The sequence below is a fragment of the Massilia sp. LXY-6 genome (assembly GCF_051233485.1).
Taxonomy (GTDB): Bacteria; Pseudomonadota; Gammaproteobacteria; order Burkholderiales; family Burkholderiaceae_D; genus Telluria.
Window position 1 is genome coordinate 78,773 of record NZ_JBKFGF010000006.1, and the last position, 24,904, is coordinate 103,676.

Annotated in this window: 19 protein-coding genes; 12 read left to right on the forward strand and 7 right to left on the reverse strand. The window is 66.4% G+C overall.

Translation table 11 applies throughout. The features are described from left to right. Position 1 precedes the first annotated feature (1 nt). Positions 2 to 2,107 carry a M3 family metallopeptidase gene (locus tag ACI48D_RS03370; RefSeq protein WP_435569794.1) on the reverse strand — a complete coding sequence of 702 codons (2,106 nt, stop codon included), beginning with the start codon at positions 2,105 to 2,107 and terminating at the stop codon, positions 2 to 4. 72 nt (positions 2,108 to 2,179) lie between these two features. Beyond that, entirely contained in the window at positions 2,180 to 3,037 is an 858-nt protein-coding gene (gene folD / locus ACI48D_RS03375) for a bifunctional methylenetetrahydrofolate dehydrogenase/methenyltetrahydrofolate cyclohydrolase FolD (RefSeq protein ID WP_435569795.1), read from the reverse strand. 419 nt (positions 3,038 to 3,456) lie between these two features. On the opposite strand from folD, the gene aceE reads away from it, so the two are divergent. The 3 genes from aceE to lpdA all read left to right on the forward strand — a co-directional run bounded on the left by aceE (position 3,457) and on the right by lpdA (position 9,476). After that, entirely contained in the window at positions 3,457 to 6,153 is a 2,697-nt protein-coding gene (aceE, locus tag ACI48D_RS03380) for a pyruvate dehydrogenase (acetyl-transferring), homodimeric type (RefSeq protein WP_435569796.1), read from the forward strand. A 122-nt stretch (positions 6,154 to 6,275) separates the two neighbouring features. Next, positions 6,276 to 7,607, forward strand: a complete 1,332-nt coding sequence (gene aceF, locus ACI48D_RS03385) for a dihydrolipoyllysine-residue acetyltransferase (RefSeq protein ID WP_435569797.1) — start codon at positions 6,276 to 6,278, stop codon at positions 7,605 to 7,607. 12 nt (positions 7,608 to 7,619) lie between these two features. Continuing rightward, positions 7,620 to 9,476: a dihydrolipoyl dehydrogenase gene (lpdA, locus tag ACI48D_RS03390; protein ID WP_435569798.1), complete on the forward strand. Its 1,857-nt coding sequence runs from the start codon at positions 7,620 to 7,622 to the stop codon at positions 9,474 to 9,476. A 96-nt stretch (positions 9,477 to 9,572) separates the two neighbouring features. Here the strand turns inward: lpdA and ACI48D_RS03395 are convergent, their stop codons facing one another. Beyond that, the gene (locus ACI48D_RS03395; RefSeq protein ID WP_435569799.1) at positions 9,573 to 10,001 is read right to left on the reverse strand and encodes a potassium channel family protein; all 429 of its coding nucleotides are present in this window, start codon (positions 9,999 to 10,001) and stop codon (positions 9,573 to 9,575) included. A 98-nt stretch (positions 10,002 to 10,099) separates the two neighbouring features. On the opposite strand from ACI48D_RS03395, the gene ACI48D_RS03400 reads away from it, so the two are divergent. Further along, positions 10,100 to 10,978, forward strand: a complete 879-nt coding sequence (locus tag ACI48D_RS03400) for an NAD(P)-dependent oxidoreductase (protein ID WP_435569800.1) — start codon at positions 10,100 to 10,102, stop codon at positions 10,976 to 10,978. After that, the gene (locus tag ACI48D_RS03405) at positions 10,978 to 11,787 is read left to right on the forward strand and encodes a hypothetical protein (protein ID WP_435569801.1); all 810 of its coding nucleotides are present in this window, start codon (positions 10,978 to 10,980) and stop codon (positions 11,785 to 11,787) included. The genes ACI48D_RS03400 and ACI48D_RS03405 overlap by 1 nt, the downstream gene beginning before the upstream one ends. A gap of 4 nt (positions 11,788 to 11,791) precedes the next feature. Here the strand turns inward: ACI48D_RS03405 and aqpZ are convergent, their stop codons facing one another. The 3 genes from aqpZ to ACI48D_RS03420 form a co-directional block, all read right to left on the reverse strand. Then, on the reverse strand, positions 11,792 to 12,538 hold the full coding sequence (gene aqpZ / locus ACI48D_RS03410) for an aquaporin Z (protein WP_435569802.1): 747 nt from the start codon (positions 12,536 to 12,538) through the stop codon (positions 11,792 to 11,794). A 148-nt stretch (positions 12,539 to 12,686) separates the two neighbouring features. After that, positions 12,687 to 12,872: a hypothetical protein gene (locus ACI48D_RS03415; RefSeq protein ID WP_435569803.1), complete on the reverse strand. Its 186-nt coding sequence runs from the start codon at positions 12,870 to 12,872 to the stop codon at positions 12,687 to 12,689. A 128-nt stretch (positions 12,873 to 13,000) separates the two neighbouring features. Next, positions 13,001 to 13,651, reverse strand: a complete 651-nt coding sequence (locus ACI48D_RS03420; protein ID WP_435569804.1) for a TetR/AcrR family transcriptional regulator — start codon at positions 13,649 to 13,651, stop codon at positions 13,001 to 13,003. Between the two features lie 126 nt (positions 13,652 to 13,777). On the opposite strand from ACI48D_RS03420, the gene ACI48D_RS03425 reads away from it, so the two are divergent. The 3 genes from ACI48D_RS03425 to ACI48D_RS03435 all read left to right on the forward strand — a co-directional run bounded on the left by ACI48D_RS03425 (position 13,778) and on the right by ACI48D_RS03435 (position 18,172). Beyond that, positions 13,778 to 14,902 (forward strand): HlyD family secretion protein, encoded by a 1,125-nt coding sequence (locus tag ACI48D_RS03425; protein ID WP_435569805.1) that lies wholly within the window; start codon positions 13,778 to 13,780, stop codon positions 14,900 to 14,902. A gap of 34 nt (positions 14,903 to 14,936) precedes the next feature. After that, the gene (locus ACI48D_RS03430; RefSeq protein ID WP_435569971.1) at positions 14,937 to 16,562 is read left to right on the forward strand and encodes a DHA2 family efflux MFS transporter permease subunit; all 1,626 of its coding nucleotides are present in this window, start codon (positions 14,937 to 14,939) and stop codon (positions 16,560 to 16,562) included. Between the two features lie 122 nt (positions 16,563 to 16,684). Continuing rightward, positions 16,685 to 18,172, forward strand: a complete 1,488-nt coding sequence (locus ACI48D_RS03435; protein WP_435569806.1) for an efflux transporter outer membrane subunit — start codon at positions 16,685 to 16,687, stop codon at positions 18,170 to 18,172. Between the two features lie 78 nt (positions 18,173 to 18,250). Here the strand turns inward: ACI48D_RS03435 and ACI48D_RS03440 are convergent, their stop codons facing one another. After that, positions 18,251 to 18,514: a hypothetical protein gene (locus ACI48D_RS03440; protein ID WP_435569807.1), complete on the reverse strand. Its 264-nt coding sequence runs from the start codon at positions 18,512 to 18,514 to the stop codon at positions 18,251 to 18,253. 106 nt (positions 18,515 to 18,620) lie between these two features. Between ACI48D_RS03440 and ACI48D_RS03445 the strand changes: the two genes are divergently transcribed. The 4 genes from ACI48D_RS03445 (at position 18,621) to ACI48D_RS03460 (ending at position 24,833) form a co-directional block, all read left to right on the forward strand. Beyond that, positions 18,621 to 19,658, forward strand: coding sequence for a hypothetical protein (locus ACI48D_RS03445; protein WP_435569808.1), 1,038 nt, complete (start codon positions 18,621 to 18,623; stop codon positions 19,656 to 19,658). A gap of 298 nt (positions 19,659 to 19,956) precedes the next feature. Then, positions 19,957 to 21,684, forward strand: coding sequence for an ABC transporter permease (locus ACI48D_RS03450; protein ID WP_435569809.1), 1,728 nt, complete (start codon positions 19,957 to 19,959; stop codon positions 21,682 to 21,684). A 39-nt stretch (positions 21,685 to 21,723) separates the two neighbouring features. Continuing rightward, complete coding sequence (locus ACI48D_RS03455) at positions 21,724 to 23,019, forward strand: ABC transporter ATP-binding protein (protein WP_435569810.1); 1,296 nt, start codon at positions 21,724 to 21,726, stop codon at positions 23,017 to 23,019. 56 nt (positions 23,020 to 23,075) lie between these two features. Continuing rightward, on the forward strand, positions 23,076 to 24,833 hold the full coding sequence (locus ACI48D_RS03460) for a dipeptidyl-peptidase 3 family protein (RefSeq protein ID WP_435569811.1): 1,758 nt from the start codon (positions 23,076 to 23,078) through the stop codon (positions 24,831 to 24,833). Positions 24,834 to 24,904: the final 71 nt, after the last annotated feature.

Below are 24,904 nucleotides of genomic sequence, written 5' to 3' on the forward strand. Positions count from 1 at the left end.
GTCAGGCTGCCTGCATGCCGTTGTGGCGCAGCAGTGCGTCGATCTGCGGTTCGCGGCCGCGGAAGGCCTTGAACGATTCGAGCGCCGGACGCGAGCCGCCTACCGACAGGATCTCCCGGTGGAAGCGCTTGCCCGCCTCAATCAGTGCGCCGCCGCCGGCCTCGACCGCCTCTTCGAAGGCGGCATAGGCATCGGCCGACAGCACTTCCGCCCACTTGTAGCTATAGTAGCCCGCCGCATAGCCGCCGGCAAAAATGTGGCCGAAGGAGTGCTGGAAGCGGTTGAACGACGGCGGAATCAGCACCGAGAACTTGCTGCGCACCTCGTCGACCAGCTCCTGCACCGTCTTCTGGCTGTTCGGGTCGAAGTCGTAGTGCAGGTGCATGTCGATCAGCGAGAACTCGACCTGGCGCAGGGTCTGCATGCCGGACTGGAAGTTCTTCGCCGCCAGCATCTTGTCGTACAGTTCGCGCGGCAGCGGCTCGCCCGTCTTGACGTGGGCGGTCATGCCCTGCAGGACATCCCACTCCCAGCAGAAGTTTTCCATGAACTGGGACGGCAGCTCGACCGCATCCCATTCCACGCCCGAGATGCCGGACACGCTCAATTCGTCGACTTCGGTCAGCATGTGGTGCAGGCCGTGGCCGAACTCGTGGAACAAGGTCGTGACTTCGTCGTGCGTGAACAGCGAGGGCTGCGCCTGGCCGTCCACCAGGGCCGGCGGGGTGAAGTTGCAGGTCAGGTAGGCGATCGGGGTCTGCACGATGCCGCCGGTGGTGAGCCTGCGGCCGCGCGCGTCGTCCATCCAGGCGCCCTGGCCCTTGCCGGGACGCGCGTACAGATCCAGGTAGAATTGGCCGACGAGTTGCTTACCTGCGTGGCCGTCCTTTTCGATGCGGAAGAAGCGCACGTCCGGATGCCAGACCGGGGCCTGGTCCGGGGCGATCGTCACGTCGAACAGCTTCGAGATCACGCCGAACAGGCCGGCCACGACCTTCGGCTCGGGGAAGTACTGCTTCACTTCCTGGGCCGAGAAGGCATAGCGTTTTTCGCGCAGCTTTTCGGAGGCGTAGGTGGCGTCCCAGGCCTGCATGTCGTCGATGCCCAGCTCGTCCTTCGCGAAGGCGCGCAGCTCGGCCAGGTCCTTTTCGGCATACGGGCGGGCGCGGCGCGCCAGGTCTTCCAGGAACTCGATCACGCGTTCCGGGCTTTCCGCCATCTTCGGCTCCAGCGAGACGTCGGCGAAGCTGCGGAAGTCGAGCAGCTTGGCTTCCTCGTCGCGCAGCTTCAGCAGCTGGGCGATGTTGCTCGTGTTGTCCCACTTCTCGACCTCGGAGAACACCGCGCCCATCTCGGAAGCCTTGGTGGCGTTGGCACGGTAGATCTGTTCGCGCAGCTTGCGGTTGTCGGCAAACTGCAGCACCGGGAAGTAGGATGGGAAGTGCAGCGAGAACTGCCAACCCTGCTTGCCATCCCGCTCGGCGGCGGCACGGGCCGCGGCCTTGGCGTCGTCCGGCAGGCCGGCCAGTTCGGATTCGTCGCTGACCAGCAGCTTGAAATCGTTGGTCGCGTCCAGCACGTTTTCCGAAAAGCGCGTGGAAAGTGCCGCCTGCTGTTCCTGGATCTCGGCAAAGCGTTGCTTCTGCTTTTCCGGCAGCTCGGCGCCGCCCAGGCGGAAGTCGCGCAGGGCGTTCTCGACGATGCGCTTGCGCGCCGGCGTCAGGTTCACGAATTCCGGGCTGGCGTGCAGCTGCTTGTATTTGCCGAACAGCGCCTCGTTCTGGCCCAGTTCGGTCCAGAACTCGGTCACCTTCGGCTGGTTCTCGTTGTAGGTGGCACGCAGCTCGGGCGTGTCCATCACGTGGTTCAGGTGGTTGACCACGCCCCAGGCGCGGCCCAGGCGCTCGGTCGCTTCTTCGAGCGGGACCACGAAGCTGTCCCAGCTCACGCCGCCGTTTTCACTGCTGGCCGGCGCCTCGAGCTGCTGGACGACTTCGCGTGCCTGCGCGATCAGCTGTTCGATCGCGGGCGTCACGTGCTCGGGGCGGATCAGGTCGAAGCGGGGCAGGCCCGAAAAGTCGAGCAGGGGATTGCTGGTGTCGGTCATTCTGTATTCCTTCCTATCCTAATAGGTGATCAGGTGATTGCACCATCATACCCGGGCCTGTCCCGCGTGCGTTCAGGCGCCGCGTGCAGCGCGTTCGGCGGCTTCCAGCGTGTTCTGCAGCAGCATCGTGATGGTCATCGGACCCACGCCGCCGGGAACCGGGGTGATGTGGGAAGCGACTTCCTTCACGCTGTCGAAATCGACGTCGCCGCACAGCTTGCCTTCGTCGTTGCGGTTGATGCCGACGTCGATCACGATCGCGCCCGGCTTGACCATGTCGCCAGTCAGGGTGTTGCGGCGGCCGACCGCGGCGACCACGATGTCCGCCTGGCGGGTGTGGTAGCCCAGGTCCGGGGTGGCGCTATGGCATATGGTCACGGTGGCGTTCTGTTGCAAGAGCAGCAGCGCCATCGGCTTGCCGACCGTGTTGGAGCGGCCGATCACGACCGCGTGCTTGCCGCGCAGGTTCACGCCGGTGGTTTCGATCAGCTTCATGCAACCGTAGGGTGTGCAGGGGCGGAAGCCCTCCAGGCCGGTCATCAGTTCGCCGGCCGACAGCACCGAGTAGCCGTCCACGTCCTTGGTGGTGGCGATCGCCTCGATCACTTTGGAGGGGTCGATGTGTTTGGGCAGCGGCATCTGCACCAGGATGCCGTGGATCGCCGGGTCGGCGTTCAGGGCCGCGATGCGGTCCAGCAGGGCCTGCTCGCTGAAGTCGGCTTCGTACTTTTCCAGCACCGAGTGGAAGCCGGCATCGCCGCAGGCCTTGACCTTGTTGCGCACGTAGACGTGGCTGGCCGGATCGTCGCCGACGATGACCACGGCCAGGCCGGGCTGGCGGCCCTGGGCCGTCAGTTCGGCGGCGCGGCGGGCGATGTCGGCGCGCAGTTGTTGGGAAAGTTTGACTCCGTCGATCAGTTGGGCGGGCATGGCGGGACTCGGGGCTGGACAAAAACGAAATTATAAGCGGACGCCCGGTATCGCGCGCCGCGATGAGCCGTTCGTTGTCATATTTATAGATGTAGCTGCCCGGTAGGGTGGTAAAGAATATTGTTGGTTGTAAAGTCGCCGTCCCCGCGCAGGCGGGGGGCCACACTGAGCCCGTTCCGGATACTCAGCATGGGTCCCCGCCTGCGCGGGGAGTCGTTTGTGGCAGTGCCAGGAACGACGGCGCGTATGCTTCGTGGATGGTCTCGTTCCATATTATGAAATCGTATATCGTATTTTGAAAAATACGTGCTCCACTGGTAGAATCGACACGCTTTAATTTAGGGATAGTCTTTTCGCCACCAAACGTCCGCAGACAGGCTCGAGGTCGGGTGGGGCACCAACTCAAGGAGACGTAGCACATGTCAGCTCAACTCGACCAGTTGACGGCCCAGGCCGCCAATGACCCGGACACGCTCGAGACCAAGGAATGGCTCGACGCGCTCGAAGCAGTCATCGAATTCGAAGGCACCGATCGCGCCCATTACCTGCTGGAACGCCTGGTCGACCTGGCGCGCCGCCGCGGCGCCCTCATGCCCTTCTCCAGCAACACCGCGTACGTCAACACTATCCCGGCACACCTCGAAGAGCACTGCCCGGGCAACCTCGAATATGAAGAGCGCCTGCGCTCCTGGATGCGCTGGAACGCCATGGCGATGGTCGTCAAGGCCAACCGCGCCGACGGCGACCTGGGCGGCCACCTGTCGTCCTTCGCCTCGCTGGCGAACATGCTGGGCATCGGCTTCAACCACTTCTGGAAGGCGCCGAGCGCCGAGCACGGCGGTGACCTGCTGTACATCCAGGGCCACTCCTCGCCGGGCGTCTATGCGCGCGCGTTCCTGGAAGGCCGCATCAGCGAAGAACAGATGCTGAACTTCCGCCGCGAAGTCGACGGCAAGGGCCTGTCCTCGTACCCGCACCCGAAACTGATGCCGAACTTCTGGCAGTTCCCGACCGTCTCGATGGGCCTGGGCCCGCTGATGGCGATCTACCAGGCGCGCTTCCTGAAGTACCTGCAAGCGCGCGGCATCGCCGAGACCGACGGCCGTAAAGTCTGGGTCTTCTGCGGCGACGGCGAGATGGACGAGCCGGAATCGATGGGCGCGATCGGCATGGCCGCGCGCGAGAAGCTCGACAACCTGGTCATGGTCGTCAACTGCAACCTGCAGCGCCTGGACGGCCCGGTGCGCGGCAACGGCAAGATCATCCAGGAACTGGAAGCCGACTTCCGCGGCGCCGGCTGGAACGTCGTCAAGGTCATCTGGGGCCCGGGCTGGGACGCCCTGCTGGCCAAGGACAAGGACGGCATCCTGCAGCGCGTGATGATGGAAACCGTCGACGGCGAATACCAGAACTACAAGGCCAAGGACGGCGCCTACGTGCGCAAGCACTTCTTCGGCAAGCACCCCGAGCTGCTGAAGATGGTTGCCAACATGACCGACGACGACATCTGGCGCCTGACCCGCGGCGGCCACGATCCGCACAAGATCTACGCCGCCTTCAAGAACGCCCAGGAAAACAAGGGTTCGCCGACCGTCCTGCTGGTCAAGACCGTCAAGGGCTTCGGCATGGGCAAGTCGGGCGAGGCGCGCAACACCGCGCACCAGACCAAGAAGCTGGATGATGAAGCCATCCGCGAAATGCGCGACCGCTTCGCGATCCCGATCCCGGACGACAAGCTGGCCGAGATCCCGTTCTTCAAGCCGGCCGACGACGCGCCCGAGATCAAGTACCTGCACGAGCGCCGCGCGGCCCTCGGCGGCTACCTGCCGTCGCGCCGCGAACAGGCCGACGAGCACCTGCCGGTGCCGCCGCTGGAAACCTTCAAGAACGTGCTGGAGCCGACCGCCGCCGGCCGCGAGATTTCGACCACCCAGGCATACGTCCGCGTGATCACCGCGCTGCTGAAGGACAAGGAAATCGGCCAGCGCATCGTGCCGATCCTGGTCGACGAATCGCGCACCTTCGGCATGGAAGGCCTGTTCCGCCAGATCGGTATCTTCAACCAGCAGGGCCAGCTGTACGAACCGGTCGACAAGGACCAGGTGATGTACTACCGCGAAGACAAGGCGGGCCAGATCCTGCAGGAAGGCATCAACGAAGCAGGCGGCATGTGCTCGTGGATCGCCGCGGCGACGTCCTACTCGTCGAACAACCGCGTGATGATCCCGTTCTACACCTTCTACTCGATGTTCGGCATGCAGCGCGTCGGCGACCTGGTCTGGCTGGCAGGCGACATCCGCGCCCGCGGCTTCCTGATGGGCGGCACCGCCGGCCGCACCACGCTGAACGGCGAAGGCCTGCAGCACGAGGATGGCCACAGCCACATCATCGCGGCCACGATCCCGAACTGCCTGCCGTACGACCCGACCTACGGTCACGAAGTGGCGGTGATCATCCAGGACGGCCTGAAGCGCATGGTGGAGAAGCAGGAAGATGTGTTCTATTACATCACCATCATGAACGAGAACTATCCGCAGCCGGGCCTGAAGCCGGGTACCGAAGAGGGCATCCTGAAGGGCATGTACCTGCTCCAGGAAGGCGACAAGTCGGCCGCCAACCGCGTCCAGCTGATGGGCTCGGGCACGATCCTGCGCGAGTCCGAATACGCCGCCGAGCTGCTCCAGAACGATTGGGGCGTGGCCGCCGACGTCTGGTCCTGCCCGTCGCTGACCCTGCTGGCCCGTGACGGCCAGGATGCCGACCGCTGGAACCTGGTGCACCCGCAGGAAGAAGCACGCCTGCCGTACGTGACCCAGCTGCTGAAGGACACGCAAGGCCCGATCGTCGCGACCACCGACTACATGCGCCTGTTTGCCGAGCAGATCCGTGCCTACATCCCGAACGGCCGCACCTACAAGGTGCTGGGCACCGACGGCTTCGGCCGCTCGGATTCGCGCGTCAAGCTGCGTGAGTTCTTCGAGGTGAACCGCTACTACATCACGGTTGCCGCGCTGAAGTCCCTGGCCGAGGAAGGCAAGATCCCGGCGTCGGTCGTTGCAGACGCGATCGCGAAGTACGGCATCGATCCGAACAAGCCGAATCCTGTGACCCAGTAATGCTTTAGCCGTCATCCCCGCGAAGGCGGGGATCCAAGTTTCTGTGGTCCGCTACGAACTTGGGTACCCGCCTGCGCGGGTACGACGGGCAGCTGAGCTAACAATAATACGGAGCTAACACTATGAGCATTGTGGAAGTCAAAGTCCCCGATATCGGCGACTTCAAGGAAGTGGAAGTGATCGAGCTGATGGTCAAGCCGGGCGACACCATCAAGGTCGACCAGTCGCTGATCACGGTGGAATCGGACAAGGCCAGCATGGAGATCCCGTCCAGCCACGCCGGCGTCGTCAAGGAAATCAAGGTCAAGGTCGGCGACAAGGTTGCCGAAGGTTCGCTGGTGCTGACGGTGGAAGCCGAAGGCGCGGGCGCTGCTGCCCCGGCCGCGGCCGCACCGGCGCCTGCCGCTGCTCCGGCCGCCGCACCGGCTCCCGCTGCTGCCCCGGCACCGGCCGCCGCGCCCGCGCCCGTCGCGGCACCCGCACCGGCCGCTGCGCCGGCAGCATCGTCCGGCCCGGCACCGTCGTTCGCCAGTGCCCACGCCTCGCCGTCGGTGCGCAAGTTCGCCCGCGAACTGGGCGTCGACCTGAACAAGGTCAAGGGGGCCGGTCCGAAGGGCCGCATCACCCAGCAGGACGTGCAAGGCTTCGTGAAGGGCGTGATGGCCGCAGGCCCGACCGCCGCACCGGCAGCCGCCGGCGGTGGCGCCGGCATGAACCTGCTGCCGTGGCCGTCGCTCGACTTCAGCAAGTTCGGCCCGACCGAAACCCAGCCGCTGTCGCGCATCAAGAAGATCAGCGGTCCGAACCTGCACCGCAACTGGGTCATGATCCCGCACGTCACGCACTTCGAAGAAGCCGACGTGACCGACCTGGAAGCCTTCCGTGTCGATTCCAACGCCGCCTACGCGAAAGCCAAGTCGCCGGTCAAGCTGACCATGCTGGCCTTCGTGATCAAGGCGTCGGTCGCCGCGCTGAAGAAGTTCCCGGCGTTTAACGCGTCGCTGGACGAGCCGAACGGCGCGCTGATCCTGAAGCAGTACTACAACATCGGCTTCGCGGCCGACACCCCGAACGGCCTGGTGGTCCCGGTGATCAAGGACGCCGACAAGAAATCGGTCTCGCAGATCGCCACCGAGATGGGCGAGCTGTCCGCGCAGGCGCGCGAAGGCAAGCTGTCGCCGGCGAACATGCAGGGCGCGACCTTCACGATCTCGTCGCTGGGCGGCATCGGCGGCACCAACTTCACGCCGATCATCAACGCACCGGAAGTGGCGATCCTGGGCCTGTCCAAGTCGGCGATGAAGCCGGTGTGGGACGGTTCCACCTTCCAGCCGCGCCTGATGCAGCCGATCGCGCTGTCGTACGACCACCGCGTGATCGACGGCGCCGGCGCGGCCCGCTTTGCCGCCTACCTGGCCGACGTCCTGGCCGACCTGCGCAAGACGCTGCTGTAAGGAGCCGACAAGATGAGCACCGTGGAAGTCAAAGTACCCAACATCGGCGATTTCAAGGAAGTCGAAGTCATCGAGCTGATGGTCAAGCCGGGCGACACCATCAAGGTCGACCAGTCGCTGGTCACCGTGGAGTCCGACAAGGCCAGCATGGAGATCCCGTCGACCCACGCCGGCGTGATCAAGGAAATGAAGGTCAAGGTCGGCGACAAGGTGGGCGAAGGCTCGCTGCTGCTGACCCTGGACGAGTCGGGCGCAGGCGCCGAAGCTGCTCCGGCAGCCGCACCGTCCGCCGCATCGGACAAGCCGGCCGCCCAGATCGGCGCGCAGGCCACGGCCCCGACTGCCGCCGCCGGTCCGACCGACTCGTACGCACCGGCCCACAAGCTTGACGCGGCCGCACCGAACGCGGTGCCGGCGCCGAACGCGTCGAGCTACAGCGGCCAGGTCGACGTCGAATGCGAGATGATGGTGCTGGGCGCGGGCCCGGGCGGCTACTCGGCCGCCTTCCGCGCCGCCGACCTCGGCATGAACACCGTGCTGGTCGAGAAGTACGCGACCCTCGGCGGCGTCTGCCTGAACGTGGGCTGCATCCCGTCCAAGGCGCTGCTGCACGTGGCGCACATCATGGACGAGACCGCGCACATGAGCGACATCGGTGTGTCCTTCGCCAAGCCGCAGGTCGACATCGACAAGCTGCGCGCCTACAAGGACAAGGTCATCAAGACCATGACCGGCGGCCTGGCCGGCATGGCCAAGGCGCGCAAGGTCAACGTGGTGCAGGGCGTGGGCAAGTTCCTGAGCCCGAACCACATCGAGGTGACCGGTGCGGACGGCGGCAAGAAGGTCGTCCAGTTCCAGAAGGCGATCATCGCGGCCGGTTCCTCGGTCGTGAAGCTGCCCTTCGTGCCGGAAGATCCGCGCATCGTCGACTCGACCGGCGCGCTGGAGCTGCGCCAGGTACCGAAGCGCATGCTGGTCATCGGCGGCGGCATCATCGGCCTGGAAATGGCGACCGTGTACTCGACCCTGGGTGCGCGCATCGACGTGGTCGAAATGATGGACGGCCTGATGCAGGGCGCGGACCGCGAGGCCGTCAAGGTCTGGCAGAAGTTCAACGCGCAGCGCTTCGACAACATCATGTTGAAGACCAAGACCGTCGGCGTGGAAGCGCTGCCGGAGGGGATCAAGGTGACGTTCGAAGCCGCCGAAGCGGGCCAGCCGGCGCCGGAAGCGCAGGTGTACGACCTGGTGCTGGTGGCCGTGGGCCGCAGCCCGAACGGCAAGAAGCTCTCGCTTGACGCCGCCGGCGTGGCGGTGACCGAGCGCGGCTTCATCCCGGTCGACGGCCAGATGCGCACCAACGTGCCGCACATCTTCGCGATCGGCGACCTGGTGGGCCAGCCCATGCTGGCGCACAAGGCCGTGCATGAAGCCCACGTCGCGGCCGAAGCCGCGCACGGCGAGAAGGCCTTCTTCGACGCCAAGGTGATCCCGTCGGTGGCCTACACCGATCCGGAAGTGGCATGGGTCGGCCTGACCGAAGACGAAGCCAAGGCCAAGGGGGTCAAGGTCGAGAAGGGCCACTTCCCGTGGGCCGCCTCGGGCCGCGCCGTGGCCAACGGCCGTTCGGAAGGCTTCACCAAGCTGCTGTTCGATGCCGAGACCCACCGTATCATCGGCGGCACCATCGTCGGCACCAACGCCGGCGACATGATCGGCGAGATCGCGCTGGCGATCGAGATGGGCGCGGACGGCGTGGACATCGGCAAGACCATCCACCCGCACCCGACCCTGGGCGAGTCGATCGGCATGGCGGCCGAAGCCTACGAAGGCGTCTGCACCGATTTGCCGCCACCGCGCAAGCGCTGAGCTGTGAGCTAGCTGTCGTACCGAAAGCCGGGGCCGCGTGTCCCGGTTTTTTATTATGGGCTCCAGCTTCGTCGCTCCCGCAGTTCCACCGTCGTCCTAGTCCTTGTCGCCCCAGAAGCGCTCCATCGACAGGTAGGTGAACGATGCCGTCCAGCCGATCAGCAGCATGCCGTTCAAGGCCTCCAGCCCCGCCAGCAGGCGCAGGTCGCCGTGCGGCAGCACGTCGCCGTAGCCCAGCGTGGTATAGGTTTCGGCCGAAAAGTACAGGCAGCGCGTAAAAGGCAGCGGCCCGGGGTTGCCCATGTGGCCGATGTCGAAGACGGTGGCGAGCAGGTAGTAGGCGGCGCCGTACAGCAGGATCTCGACGAAGTGCGCGCCGAACGCGCCGATGATCACCAGGACGAGCTGCACGCGGGGCCGGATCCGCAGGAAGGGCAGGCCGGCCGTCAGCAGGCGCAGTACCTCGTAGTGGATGACGGTCGTGGCGACCAGCAGGAACAGGCAAGCGGCGGCGGCGATTTCCATGCGGCCAGCTTAGCGTGAAGCGTTGAGGCGTAGCGCAGTGTTCCACGATTGCTGGTCTAATACGGCTTTCGTTCGCCATCGGATAAAGGAGCAATCACATGACCATCGGATTCATCGGCCTGGGCGCCATGGGGCACCACATGGCAAGCAACTTGCTGCGCTCCGGCCAGCCCGTCCACGTCTGGAACCGCAATCCGGCGCCGGTGCAGGCGCTGGCCGCGAAGGGCGCGAAGCCGGCCGCCACGGCCGCCGAGTGCGGCATCGCCGACGTCGTGTTCAGCATGCTGGCCGACGATCATGCGACCCGTGCCGTGATGGTCGACGGCGGCGTGCTCGATGCGATGGCGCCGGGCAGCATTCACGTCAACATGGCCACGGTCTCGGTCGCGTTCGCGCGCGAGATGGCGGCGCTGCACATGGAGAAGGGCATCGGCTACATCGCTGCGCCCGTGCTCGGGCGTGTCGACGTGGCCGAAGCGGGAAAGCTGAACATCCTGGCCGGCGGCCCGGACGAGCTGGTCAACCGCGTGCAGCCGCTGCTCGACCTGCTGGGCCAGAAGACCTGGCGCTTTGGCGCGGTGCCGGAACAGGCCAACGCGATCAAGCTGGCTTGCAACCTGACCCTGGCCTGCGCCATCGAGGCGATGGGAGAGGGCTCGGCGCTGGCGCGCGCGCATGGCATCCCGGCCGCCGACTTCATCGACCTGATCACGACGACCTTGTTTGCCGGTTCGCCCGTGTACAAGGGCTATGGCGGCATGATCGCCCAGGAACGCTACAGCCCTGCCGGGTTCAAGCTCTCCCTGGGCCAGAAGGACGTGCGCCTGGCGGTCGAGGCGGGGCAGGGCAAGGGCTTGCCGCTGGCCTTCGGCGATGCGCTGCAGGGCGTGCTGAAGGAAGCCATCGACCATGGCGACGCCGACCTCGACCTGGCCGCGCTCGGCAAGAACGCGGCGCGCAGGGGTAAAATCAGCTGATGGAAAAACTGATCGCAGAGCTGACCCGGCTCTACCTGGCGCCGGAAGCCATCACCCGCGACGCGCTGGCCCAGCACATCGCCGGCCACACCACCCTGGCCATCAAGCTGACCACGGCCGATGGCTTGACCCGCGCGTTTGCCATTCCTTTCCGCAAGGTGTTCGGCGATGGCGAGACCGGGCACTGGGACCGCCTGTGCACGGTGGCGAATGCCTTGCAGGCCGAGCTCGGCCTGCCGGTGCCGGCGGTGAGCATCGACGGCGCCAACGCCTACCGCCTGTGGCTATCGCTGGCGACGCCGGTGCCGGCTGCCCAGGCCCAGGAGTTCCTGGAGCTGCTGCGCCAGGCCTATTTTCCGGAGCGCGAACTGGCACCCGACGCCGCCACCGCGCCGGTCTACCTGCCGCCCTGCCTGAACCCCCGCAGCGGTAAATGGGCGGCCTTCATCCATCCGGGCATGGGCGCGTCGTTTGCCGAGGAGTCCGGGCTGGACATGGCGCCGCCGCTGGCGGGCCAGGTCGGGTTTCTGGAGGGGCTCGACAGCATCGACGACGAGCAGTTCCGCCAGGCGCTGCGCAAGCTCGAACAGCGCCGCCCGCCCGTGCCCGCGCGTGCGCCGGCCGAACCGGTATCGAGCGCGGTGCTCGACGCGCTGGCGGCCGAGCCGTTCGCGCTGCAGCCGCATGGGCAGGCGCCGGCGTCCTTGCCAGATGAGCTGCTGTTGAAGGACGCGACGCTGGAAGACATCGTGCGCCACCTGCACGCGAAAGACATCGAACCGACTTTCCGTTTCCTGGCGCCGCGCTAAGTCTTCAATGGTGGGCGTGGCGCCATCCTCCTTCGGGCCGGCCGGTCACTTCCGGCTCGGGAACTTCGCGCTCCAGCAGGCTGCGGTACAGTACCCCGGCCAGCACCCCGCCCAGCAGCGGAGCGAGCCAGAACAGCCACAGCTGCGCCAGCGTCCAGGCGCCGGCGAACAGGGCCGGACCGGTGCTGCGCGCCGGATTGACCGAGGTGTTGGTGACCGGGATGCTGATCAGGTGGATCAGGGTCAGCGCCAGGCCGATCGCCAGGCCTGCAAAGCCGACCGGCGCGCGCGTGTGGGTGGCGCCCAGGATCACCAGCACGAACATGAAGCTCATCACCACCTCGGTAATGAGGGCGGAGCCGAGCGAGTAGTGGCCGGGCGAGTGCTCGCCGTAGCCGTTCGCGGCGAAGCCGGCCGCCGCATCGAAGCCGGGCTTGCCGCTGGCGATCGCGTACAGCACGGCGGCCGCCGCGATCCCGCCCGCGACCTGCACCACGATGTAGGGCCCGATGTGCCGGGCAGGGAAGCGCCCGCCGGCCCACAACCCGACCGTCACCGCAGGATTGAAGTGGCCGCCCGAGATCGGTCCGAGCGAATAGGCTCCCGTCAGTACGGTCAGCCCGAAGGCCAGCGCGACCCCGGTCAGGCCGATCCCGACCTCGGGGAATCTGGCAGCCAGCACGGCGCTGCCGCAGCCGCCGAGCACGAGCCAGAACGTGCCGATGAATTCGGCAAGGCATTTCCTGAACATGGCATTCTCCTCCCGTCACCGCAAGCGTGACGCAAGTTCATTCTAGATGCCGATATGCGGGGTGCCAGCCAAATCGTACAGCAGCTCGCCTTGAGCAAAAAAAAAGCCGCCCAGCAAAGCGGGCGGCGGTCGGTAGCGATGAGCAGCTTCAGTTGTAACTGGTCCAGCGTTGCGGAATCTCGATATGGCCCGAACGGGCCGCGTCGGCGTAGGCGCGCATCTCGGCGACCACGGCTTCCATCTGCTCGTTGTTCGGATTTGCCAGGAAACCCTTCATGCGCTCCTGCAGCGCAGCCTGCTGGTCTCGCCATTCGTAACGGGATGACTTGCTCATGCTACCCCCTTGCGGCGAACTGCCGTCTTTGTATTTATCTTGTTCATGACACCCTCCTTCATAAGGGCTTCAGGATGCCCCAAGGCGGTGCAAGCGGTCCGTGCGATGCCGCACATTGACCCGGCCGCTCAGGGCGTAGGCAGCACTGCGCGGTAGAACAGGTCGAGGCGCCGCTCGAGCTCCTGGCGCGCCTGTTCCGGCGACAGCTTTTCCGGCGGGAACACGAAGCGGCACAACTGGTCGCCGCCGATGCAGCTCATCAGGTGGCTGGGCAGCAGGTCGAGCGGCACGTCGGCGCGCAGCTGGGCACGGATGTCCGGGCGCGCAAAGAACCGGGCCAGCATGTCGCGGGTCTGGCGCGGGCCGCCGTTCCAGAAGGCTTCGGCCAGTTCCGGATTGGTGGGCGCCTCGGCCATGACGATGCGCTGCATGTCGATCGCTTCCTGCGAGGTCAGCAGCTCGTACAGATTGCGCCCGAACTCGTCCACGATCTCCTTGAAAGGGCGGGTGTCGGTCTGCATCGCCTGGCTGCGGAAGAAGCGGTCGCGCTTGGCCGTCAGCACGGCGTGCAGCAGCCCGGCCTTGCCGCCGAACTTAACATAGATGGTGCGCACCGCGACGTGGGCGGCGCGGGCGATCGATTCCAGGCTGGTCTTGGTGTAGCCGTTCTTGAGGAACAGGGTGGCGGCGGCGTTCAGCAGCTCCTGCATGCGCGCCTCGACGTCGGCGGCCTTGGGCCGGCCGGCCGCCTTGCAGGCAGGGTCAATGGGGGCGTGCAATGGTTTGTCCATATCCACACTCTAGCGCAGAAGAAAATGAAATGCAACCGTTTCATTTCTTGACTTCGCCGGAGCTTTGTCGAATAATGCGATGAACCCATTTCATTTTTCTTCGGAGTCGTATTCATGGCAGATTCGCACACCACGGTCGAGCACAAACCGTCCGCAGCCGTTCCGCCGGCCGCACCGGCGACGCCCGCCAACGCCAGCAAGGGACCGCCGAAGCGCGTGCTGATCGTGGTCGGCCTGATCGCGCTCGCCGCCATCGGCGCCGGCGGCCGCATGTGGTACCGCAGCAGCAACTTCGTCGAGACCGAAAATGCCTACATCACCGGCCACGTGCATCCGGTATCAAGCCGCATCCCGGGCGTGGTGACCAAGGTCCTGTTCGACGACAACCAGATCGTGAAAGCCGGCGACGTGCTGGCCGAGCTGGACCCGGCCGACCAGGGTGTGAAGGTCGAGCAGATCCAGGCCCAGATCGCCAGCGTGCAGCAGCAGATCGCGCAGTCCGACGCCGCCGTCGAGCAGGCGCGTGCCCAGGCCTCGGCCGCCGGCGCCCAGGTGGTGCAGGCCCAGGCCAACCTGGTGCGCGCAAGGCAGGACGCCGAGCGTTACGGCCAGCTCTACAACACCACCATGAAGGCCGTCTCGAAGGCCGAGGTCGACGCCGCCACCGCGGCCCGCGCCGGTGCCACCGCCGACGTCAATGCGCGCCGCGACAACGCCGCCGCCGCCAAGGCCCAGATCGCCGCCGCCGCCTCGGCGCGCGACGTGCTGAAGGCCCAGGTCAAGGTGCTGCAGGCCCAGCTCAAGGACGCCCAGCAGCAGCTCGGCTACAACCAGATCGTCGCCCCGGTCGCCGGCCGCATCGGCAAGCGCAGCGTCGAAGTCGGCGCCCGCATCCAGCCGGGCCAGCAGCTGGCCGCGATTGTCCAGGACGACGTGTGGGTGACCGCCAACTTCAAGGAAACCCAGCTGCCGGGCCTGGTGCCGGGCCAGGAAGTCAAGGTCGAAGTCGACGCCCTGAAGGACAAGGAACTGGTCGGCCGCGTGGACAGCTTCTCGCCGGCCTCGGGCAACCAGTTCGCGCTGCTGCCGGCCGATAACGCGACCGGCAACTTCACCAAGATCGTCCAGCGCGTGCCGGTCAAGATCACCTTCAGGCCGGAAGACCTGAAGAAGTACGCGGGCCGCCTGGTGCCGGGCATGTCGACCGTGGTCGAGATCGACCTGCGCCAGAAACACTAAGCACCGAAGGATCGTCATGACGAGTTCCACCCCGATGTTGAGGACGCCCGCCGGCCCCGGCGCGCCCCGTCCGGCGCCGCATAACGCGCCCCCGGGCGCGCCGGCCAACGGCGCGCCGATCGACGCGCGCACCTGGATCGCGGTGTTCGCCGGCATGCTGGGCGCCTTCATGGCGGTGCTCGACATCCAGATCACCAACTCCTCGCTGCGCGACATCCTCGGCACGCTGTCGGCGACGCAGGAAGAGGGCTCGTGGATCTCGACCGCCTACCTGTGCGCCGAGATCGTGGTGATCCCGATGACCGCGCTGTTCGTGCGCGCCTTCGGCCAGCGCCGCTACCTGATGGGCACCACCGCCTTCTTCCTGCTGTTCTCGACCCTGTGCGGCACCGCCTGGAGCCTGCAGAGCATGATCGTGTTCCGCATGCTGCAGGGCTTCACCGGCGGCGCCCTGATCCCGATGGCGATGATGCTGGTGATGACCCGCCTGCCTCCGGCCAAGCGCGCGGTCGGCATGGCGATGTTCGGCCTGACCGCGACCCTGGCCCCGGCCATGGGTCCGACCCTGGGCGGCTACCTGACGGAGCTGTACGGCTGGCCCTCGATTTTCTACATCAACTGGGTGCCCGGGGTACTCCTCATCGCCGGCATGTACTGGGGCATCGACAAGGAGCCGCTGAACCTGCAGGCCCTGCTCAAGGCCGACTGGCTGGGCATCGCCTTCATGGCGGTCGGCCTGGCCAGCCTGACCATCTTCCTGGAAGAGGGCAACTCGAAGGACTGGTTCGAGTCGAGCTTCATCATCACCTTCGCGGCGATGGCGCTGGTCGGCATCCTCGGCTGGGTCGTGATCGGCTTCTGGCGCGCCGACCCTTTCGTCAACCTGCGGCTCTATGGCCAGCGTAACTTCCTGGTGGCGACCGCGCTGTCGGCGGTGATCGGGATGGGCTTGTACGGCTCGTCGTACCTGCTTCCGCTGTACCTGGGCCAGATTGCCGGTTATTCGCCGATGCAGATCGGCGAGGTGATCGCCTGGATGGGCCTGCCGCAGCTGTTCGTGATGCCCTTCGTGGCGCGCCTGTCGCAGAAGATCGACAACCGCATCATGTGCATGTTCGGCCTGGCGCTGTTCGGCATTTCCTGCCTGATGAACGCCTACATGGATGCGTCGACCGGCTACGACCAGCTGATGCTGTCGCAGATCATCCGCGCGATCGGCCAGCCCTTCGTGATGCTGACCCTGTCGAACTTCGCGATGAACGGTGTGCAGCCGAAGGACATGCCGTCGGCATCGAGCCTGTTCAACATGACCCGCAACCTGGGCGGCTCGGTCGGCATCGCGCTGCTGGCCACCGCGCTGACCACGCGCGAGCACTTCCACTCGGCGCGGATCGGCGAAGCGGTGTCGCTGGCGTCCAGCGCGACCCAGGCACGGCTGGACCAGCTGACCCAGGCCTTCGTTTCGCGCGGCATCGACCCGGCAACCGCGGCCAACCAGGCGATCGAGGCGATCGACCGCATCGTGCGGCGCGAGTCCTACGTGATGGCCTACAACGACGGTTTCTTCATCGTCGGCGTGATCCTGCTCGGCGCGATCGTTCCGCTGTGGTTCGCGGACAAGGTCAAGTCGCCCGGCGGGGCGGGTGGCGGGGGCCACTGACATTTGTGCCGTCATTCCCGAAGGCGGGAATCCAGGTTTGCGTGAATAGTGCAAACGCTAGCGGTATGCCGCGACCCTGGGTTCCCGCCTGCGCGGGAAAGACGGTTTTGAAGATATCTCTTATGAAAAATATTATGTTCAAGCCTGTCATCAAAACCGTCCTCGCCGCGGCCGTCGCCGCGCTCCTTTCCGCCTGCGGCACCGTCGGCCCCGACTTCAAGGCACCCGCAGGCGTCGCCACCCCGGCCTGGCGCCATGCGCAGGCCGGCCAGCCGGACCAGGCTGCGCGCCTGCCGGCCGACTGGTGGAGCGTGTTCGGCGACCAGACCCTGAGCGCCCTCGAGCAGCGCGCGCTGCACGACAACCCGAACGTGCGCGCCGCCGCGCAGCGCCTGGTGCAGGCGCAGGCCCAGCTGGGCGTGGTGCGTGCCGGCCAGCTGCCGTCGGTGAGCGTCGGCGCCGGCGTGTCGAACTCGCGCACCTCGGCCGAGACCTCACAAGGCCTGGCGCTGGGCCACCGCTCGATCGCGGGCAACAACTACCAGGCCGGCGCCAACTTGTCATGGGAGCTCGACCTGTGGGGCCGCGTGCGCCGCGTGGTCGAAGCGTCCGACGCCCAGGCCCTGGCGGCCCAGGACGACCGCGACGCCGTCCTGCTGATGCTGTCGAGCCAGGTGGCCACGACCTACTGGCAGCTGCGCGGCCTGGACGCCGAGCTGGCGATCCTGCGCAACGCGCTGGCGACGCGCCGCGAATCCCAGGCGCTGATCGAGGCGCGCTTCAATGCCGGCCTGTCCAACGAGCTGGACGTCTCGCGCACCCGCATCGAGCGCGCCAATGCCGAGGCCGACCTGCACGAAGCCCAGCGCCAGCGCAACACGCTGGAGCATGGCTTGTCGGTGCTGGTGGGCGCCTCGCCGAGCGCGCCGCTGATCGCCGCCAGCCAGGACGCCGCGCTCCAGGATCAAGTGTTACCCCAGCCGCCGAACATCCCGGTCGGCCTGCCGGCCAGCCTGCTGGGCCAGCGTCCCGACCTGGCAGCGAGCGTGGCCGGCCTGAAGGCGTTCAACGCCCAGGTCGGGGTGGCCGAAGGCGCGTTCTACCCGGCGCTGTCCCTGACCGGCAATTTCGGCTATGCCTCGGAAAGCCTGCGCAACCTGGCGCAGGGCAGTGCGCGCCAGTTCTCCGTCGGTCCGCTGGCGCTGTCGCTGCCGGTGTTCGACGCCGGCCGCAACCGCGCCAACCTGAAGCTGGCCCAGGCCAGGTACGACGAGGCGGTGGCGAACCACGAAGCGCGCCTGCTGACCGCACTGCGCGAAGTGGAAGATGCGCTGTCCGACGTGGAGCAGCGCCAGCAGCAGGGCGAGGTGCAGGCCCAGGCCCAGCAGGCGGCAAGCCGCGCGCTGCTGGTGGCGCAGGCCAGGTACGAGCGCGGCGTCTCCACCTACCTCGACGTCACCGACGCCCAGCGCAGCACGCTGGCGGCGGACCGCGCCGCGGCGCAGATCCGTACCCAGCGCCTGCTGGCGGCGGTGTCGGTGGCGCGCGCGCTGGGCGGCGGCTGGACGCAGGGGGAGCCGGTGGCGACGATTGCGAAGGCCGGCAATTGATCAACCAGAGTCAACCTGGATCCCCGCCTTCGCGGGGATGACGGATCATCCGCCGTCGTCCCCCAGGTCGCCGAACACTTACGGCCGCTTCTTGACCGCGGTTCGCTTCTGCTGCTTCTGCTGCGTCTGCACCCGGTTCTGCTTCGCGGTGTACAAAGCCACCGCTTCTTTCTTGGCCTGCTCCAGCGTGCGCAGTTCCGGCTTGTCGTCGTGGGCGACGAAGTACTCGGCGTCCTGCGCCTGCATCACAAGTTTGATGGCGGCCTCGTCCTCCATATCGTACAGCTCGGTGAGCAGGGTCGTGACTTCGTCGAGGAAGGCTTCGTAGGTAAGGGTGCTCATGGTTCTCGTTTCACATTCAGGGTAAGGCCGTCATTATCGCAAACCTCGCCGCCGGAAAGGGCGGCAGTGTAATATCGGCAATCATCACTACAACACGCCGGTATCCATGATCGCCCGCCCGCTCCTCCTTGCCGCACTGGTGTCTTCCACCAGCGCCTTCGCCCAGTCCTGGCAGCCGAGCACCAGCGGCACCACGGCCGAACTGCGCGGCCTGTCCGTCGTCAGCGACAAGGTCGCCTGGGCCAGCGGCGCGAAAGGCACGGTCCTGCGCACGGTCGACGGCACGCATTGGCAGGCGCTGCAGGTGCCGGACGCCGGCAAGATCGACTTCCGCGACATCCACGCGGTCGATGCGCAGACCGCCATCGCGATGGGTGCGGGGCCCGGCGCGGCCTCGCGCATCTACCGCACGGAGGACGGCGGCGCCAGCTGGAAGCTGATGGCGACCAATGGCTACGCCGAGGGCTTCTGGGACGCGATGGCGTTCTGGGACAAGGACAACGGCATCCTGTTCGGCGACCCGGTCAAGGGCAGCTTCCAGGTCTACACCACGAATGACGGCGGCGCCAGCTGGCAGGAAGTCGCGGCCAAGGGGCTGGAAGCGATGCCGAACGAAGGCGCGTTCGCGGCCAGCGGCACCTGCCTGAGCGTGGCCGGCGCCAACGACGCCTGGATCGCCACCGGCGGCGGCGCCACCTCGCGCGTGTTCCACTCGGCGGATCGCGGCAAGACCTGGCGCGCGCAATCGACGCCGATCCCGGCCGGCGTGGCGGCGCGCGGCGTGTTCTCGGTCGCTTTCCTGAATCCGAAGGAGGGCTTTGCCGCCGGCGGCGACTACAAGGAAACGCAGATGGCCGGCATCAACGGCGCGCGGTCGGAAGACGGCGGCGCCACCTGGACGCCGGCACCCGTACAGCCAGCCGGCTACATGTCGGTGGTGGTGCCGGTGCCGGGCGCGCCGCGCGCCCTGGTCGCGGCCGGCTTGGCCGGCTCCGGCTTCTCGCTCGACGGCGGCAAGAGCTGGACCGTGCTCGACAAGACGCCGGTGAACACGGTCGGTTTCGCCGGCCCGGCCAGTGGCTGGGCGGTCGGCCCGAAAGGCCTTCTGATGAAGTACACCGGGCCCGTGCTTGTCGGCAAATAAAGACATGGTCCGGGCGGCTTACATTACGATATGTTGCCGAGGTTGACGTCCTGTTGACCCGGCAATTACACTCGCTCTGTTTTCATTTTTTGGGTCCATTCATGGGCACTTGTTCGAGCGATAGTTGTTGCCAGATCATTTCTGGCACGTTCTCGGCAAGATAACGCAGGCTTCCCGTCTCCTGCCGTCATCTGCCAGGATGATGGTATCTTTCTGTTCCGGTCCGCACCGGCGCATTCACATTTCCAGCAACACGCGCATTGCCAACGACGGATCATCCTGCGTGCAAGGAAAGTGGATGTTCGAGTTCTTCAATAACCGTCAGCCGGCAGCCGACCGCGGTGGACGCGGCTTCAACCGCTGGGACTGGATGCTGCTGCCGCTGGTGCTGGCAGTCATCGCCGCCACCGCCTATGGCGCCATGCAGATGGCGCGTCCCTTCGTGCTGGGCCAGCCGACCCCGATCTCGCTGGATGCCGGCGAGCTCCCGTATTACCTGTTGCGCACCATCCTGCGCATGTTCGTCGCACTCGGCTGCTCGCTGCTGTTCAGCTTCGTGTTCGCGGCCGTCGCCGCCAAGTACCGCGCCGCTGAAAAAGTCCTGATTCCGCTGCTCGACATCCTGCAGTCGGTGCCCATCCTCGGCTTCCAGGCGATCGCGATCGCGCCCTTCATCGCCTTGTTCCCGGGCAGCCTGCTGGGGGTCGAATGCGCCGCCATCTTCGCGATCTTCACTTCGCAGGCCTGGAACATGGCGTTCAGCCTGTACCAGTCGATGCGCACGGTGCCCGATGAGCTGAACGAGGCCGCGCGCGTGTTCTGCCTGTCCGGCTGGCAGCGCTTCTGGCGCCTGGAGCTTCCCTACGCGATGCCGGCGCTGCTGTGGAACATGATGATGTCGATGTCGGGCGGCTGGTTCTTCCTGGTCGCCGCCGAAGCGATCTCGGTGGCCGGCCAGGACATCAAGCTGCCCGGGATCGGCGCCTTCATCGCGGTCGCCATCGAGCGCGAGGACGGGCGTGCGGTGGCCTGGGCGATCCTGGCGATGTTGGCCGGCATTGTCTTGTACGACCAGCTGTTCTTCCGCCCCTTGCTGGCGTGGGCCGACAAGTTCCGCTTCGAGGAATCGCAGGGCGAGACCGCGCAGCGCTCCTGGCTGCTCGACTGGGGGCGGCGCAGCCGCTGGGTCAGCCGGCTGGCCGACCGCTTCTGGGCAACGATGCGCATGACCCTCGGCTGGTTCGGCACGGCGGACGCGGCACCGGCCGCGCAGCCGGCACGCAGCTGGACGCGGCTGTTGCCGCGCCTGTGGGACGTGCTGCTGCCAGTGCTGGTGCTGGCCGCCACGCTGAAGCTGGCGCTGTACGTGCACAGCGGCGTCGGCTGGCATGAAGCCGGCCACGTGGTCCTGCTGGGCCTGGCGACCCTGCTGCGGGTGATGCTGCTGATCGCGCTCGCCTCGCTGTTCTGGGTGCCGGCCGCGGTCTGGATCGGCCTGCGCCCGCGCTACTCCCAGCGGGTGCAGGCGGTGGCGCAGTTCCTGGCGGCCTTCCCGGTCAACCTGCTGTTTCCGCTGGTCGTGTTCCTGCTGGTGCGTTACCAGCTGAACCCGAACATCTGGCTCAGCCCGCTGATGGTGTTCGGCACCCAGTGGTACATCCTGTTCAACGTGGTGGCGGGGGCATCGACGATCCCGACCGAACTGCGGCTGGCAGCCGACAACCTGGGCTTGACGGGCTGGCTGAAGTGGAAGCGGGTCTACCTGCCCGCGGTGTTCCCGGCCTACCTGACCGGGGCGATCACGGCCAGCGGCGGCTCGTGGAACGCCAGCATCGTGGCCGAATACGTCACCTGGGGCAAGACCACCCTGGCCGCAGATGGACTGGGCAGCTACATCAAGCAGATGACCGATGCCGGCGACTTCCACCGGATCGCGCTCGGCATCGGCATCATGTGCATCTTCGTGATGCTGCTGAACCGGTTCTTCTGGCGCAAGCTGTACCTGCTTGCCGATAACCGAGCTTAATGAGCGAGCTTAAATGCGCATGCTTGACGAGGAAACAAAATGGCACAAGAACTCCTGATCCAGCTGGCGTCGGTCGGCAAATCCTTCACCGGTGCCGACGGCACGCCGCGCCGCATCCTGGACGGCGTCGATTTCACGCTGCGCAAGGGCGAGATCGTCGCGCTGCTCGGCAAGTCCGGTTCGGGCAAGTCGACGCTGCTGCGCATCATGGCCGGCCTGGTGCCGTCGGACGGCGGCAGCGCCACCTACCGCGGACGCCCGATCGCCGGTCCGGCGCCGGGCGTGGCGATGGTGTTCCAGTCGTTCGCCCTGTTCCCGTGGCTGACGGTGCAGCAGAACGTCGAGCTGGGCCTGGAAGCGCAGGGCGTGGCGCCGGACGAGCGCGAGCGCCGGGCCGACGCCGTGCTCGAACTGATCGGCCTGGCCGGCTTCGGCGGCGCGCTGCCGCGCGAGCTGTCGGGCGGCATGCGCCAGCGCGTCGGCATCGCGCGCGCCCTGGTCACCAATCCGGACGTGCTGCTGATGGACGAAGCGTTTTCCGCGCTCGACGTGCTGACCGGCGAAACCCTGCGCGACGACATCCTGCAGCTGTGGGAGAGCAGCCAGATCCCGACCCGCGGCATCGTGGTGGTGTCGCACAATATCGAAGAGGCGGTGATGATGGCCGACCGCATCATCATCCTGTCCAGCGATCCCGGGCGCATCGTCAGCGAGGTCCGGGTCGACCAGGCCCGCCCGCGCGATGCGGACTCGCCGCGCGTGCGCGCCCTGATCGACGAGGTGTACGGACTGATGACGATGCGCCGGGCGCCCGCCGCCGTGGCCGTGGGCGCCCCGGCGCGCCATCCCGATTTCTCCTTGCCCGACACCGACGTCAGCCGCATCGAGGCGGTGCTGGAACTGGTGGCCGAGCCGCCGTTCGACGGCCGCGCCGACCTGCCGCACCTTGCCGAGGAAGCCGAGCTGTCCGACGAGGAGCTGTTCCCGACCTTCGAGGCGCTGGCGATGCTGGGGCTGGCCCATGTCGAAAGCGGCGACATCATGCTCACCCACCTGGGACGGCGCTACGCCGGCGCCGAGCAGGCCGAGCGCCAGGAAATCTTCGGCCGCCAGGTGCTCGAGAACGTGCCGCTGGCGGCGCGGATCCGCGCGGCGCTGGTGGACAGCCCGGGAGGAACCGTGTCCGAAGAGCCGTTCATCGAACTGCTGGAGGAGGGCATGAAGGAAAACCGCGCCCGGCGCACGCTCGGCATCGCCGTCGAATGGGGACGCTACGGCGAGCTGTACGAGTACGATTTCCACCTGAAGCGCCTGAAGCTGCCGGACGCCGAATAGCCTTGATTCCTGGATTACAATCGCCGGGTACAACAATACGGAGACCAACAGACACCATGAAGAACCTGCTCACCCCGCTCGTCGCCGCCCTGCTGGCGGCCGGCGCCATGTCGGCTTCGTTTGCTGTCGAAGCTCCCGCACACGCCGCCGGCCCGGCCACGGCCGCCGAACTGAACGCGATGGCCAGGCGCTTCGCGCCGGTCGACCTGAGTGCCGACACCAGCAAGCTGTCCAAGGGCGACCTTGTCGCCATTCAAAAGCTGATCGAAGCCGCGAAGATCGTCGATACCCTGCAGCTGCGCCAGCGCTGGTCCGGCAACGAGACGCTGTGGGCCGCGCTGCAGAAGGACACGAGCGCCCTGGGCCGTGCGCGCCACGACTACTTCTGGCTGAACAAGGGACCGTGGTCTATCCTCGACGGCAACCGTTCCTTCATGCCGGCCGAGTATGCGGGCATCGCGATCCCGCTTGAAAAGCCGCCGGGCGCCAATTTCTATCCGGAAGGGGCGAGCAAGCAGGACCTCGAAACCTGGATGAATTCCCTGTCGCCGCAGGACAAGGAGCAGGCGCAGTGGTTCTTCACCGTCATCCGCAACACGAAAGACGGCAGCGGCGCCAAGCGCTACGCCATCGTCAAGTACTCGGACGAGTACGTGACCGAGCTTCAGCAGCTGTCGAAGCTGCTGAAGGAAGCCGCCAACGCCACCGACAACGCCTCGCTGAAGAAATTCCTGAACCTGCGCGCCGACGCCTTCCTGTCGAACGACTACCTGGCCTCGGACTTCGCCTGGATGGACCTGGATTCGCCGGTCGACGTCACCATCGGCCCGTACGAAACCTATAACGACGAGCTGTTCGGCTACAAGGCCGCCTTCGAGGCCTACGTGAACGTGCGCGATGCCAAGGAGACCGAGAAGCTGAACTTCTTCGGCAAGCACATGCAGGAGCTGGAAAACAACCTGCCGCTCGACCCGAAGTACCGCAACCCGAAGGTCGGCGCGATCGCGCCGATGGTCGTCGTGAATCAGGTGTACGGCGCCGGCGACGGCAACATGGGCGTGCAGACCGCCGCCTACAACCTGCCGAACGACGAGCGCATCATCAGCAAGCGCGGCTCCAAGCGCGTGATGCTGAAGAACGTGCAGGAAGCGAAGTTCGAGGCCACCCTGAAGCCGATCACGAAACTGGTCCTGAGGCCAGCGGACCAGAAGGACCTCGACTTCGATTCCTTCTTCACCCACATCCTGGCGCACGAGATCATGCACGGCCTGGGACCGCACGCGACCACCCAGGGCGGCAAGCCCTCGACCCCGCGCCAGGACCTGAAGGACGCCTACTCGACCATCGAAGAGGCCAAGGCCGACGTGACCGGTCTGTGGGCGCTCGCTTACATGATGGACAAGGGCCAGCTGAAGTCGTCGCTGGGGCAGGGTGCGGCGGCTGAGCGCAAGCTGTACAACACCTTCCTGGCCTCCGCCTTCCGCACCCTGCACTTCGGCCTGACCGATTCGCACGCGCGCGGCATGGCGATCCAGGTCAACTACCTGCTCGACAAGGGCGGCTTCGTCTCGCACGGCGACGGCACTTTCTCGGTAGACTTCAACAAGATCAAGGGCGCGGTGGCGGATCTCGACCGCGAATTCCTGAGCATCGAGGCGACCGGCGATTACGCGCGCGCACAGGCGCTGATGAAGCAGTACGTCGTGATCCGCCCGGACATCCAGAAGGCACTCGACAAGATGAAGGCGGTGCCGAACGATATCCGCCCTTCTTTTACCACTGCGGCGAAGCTCACGGCAGCACCAGCGCGCTGATCGCCCGCGCGAAACGAGGTCGTCCCCGCGCAGGCGGGGGGACGTAATTTTATACTTCTGGTAAGTTTGCT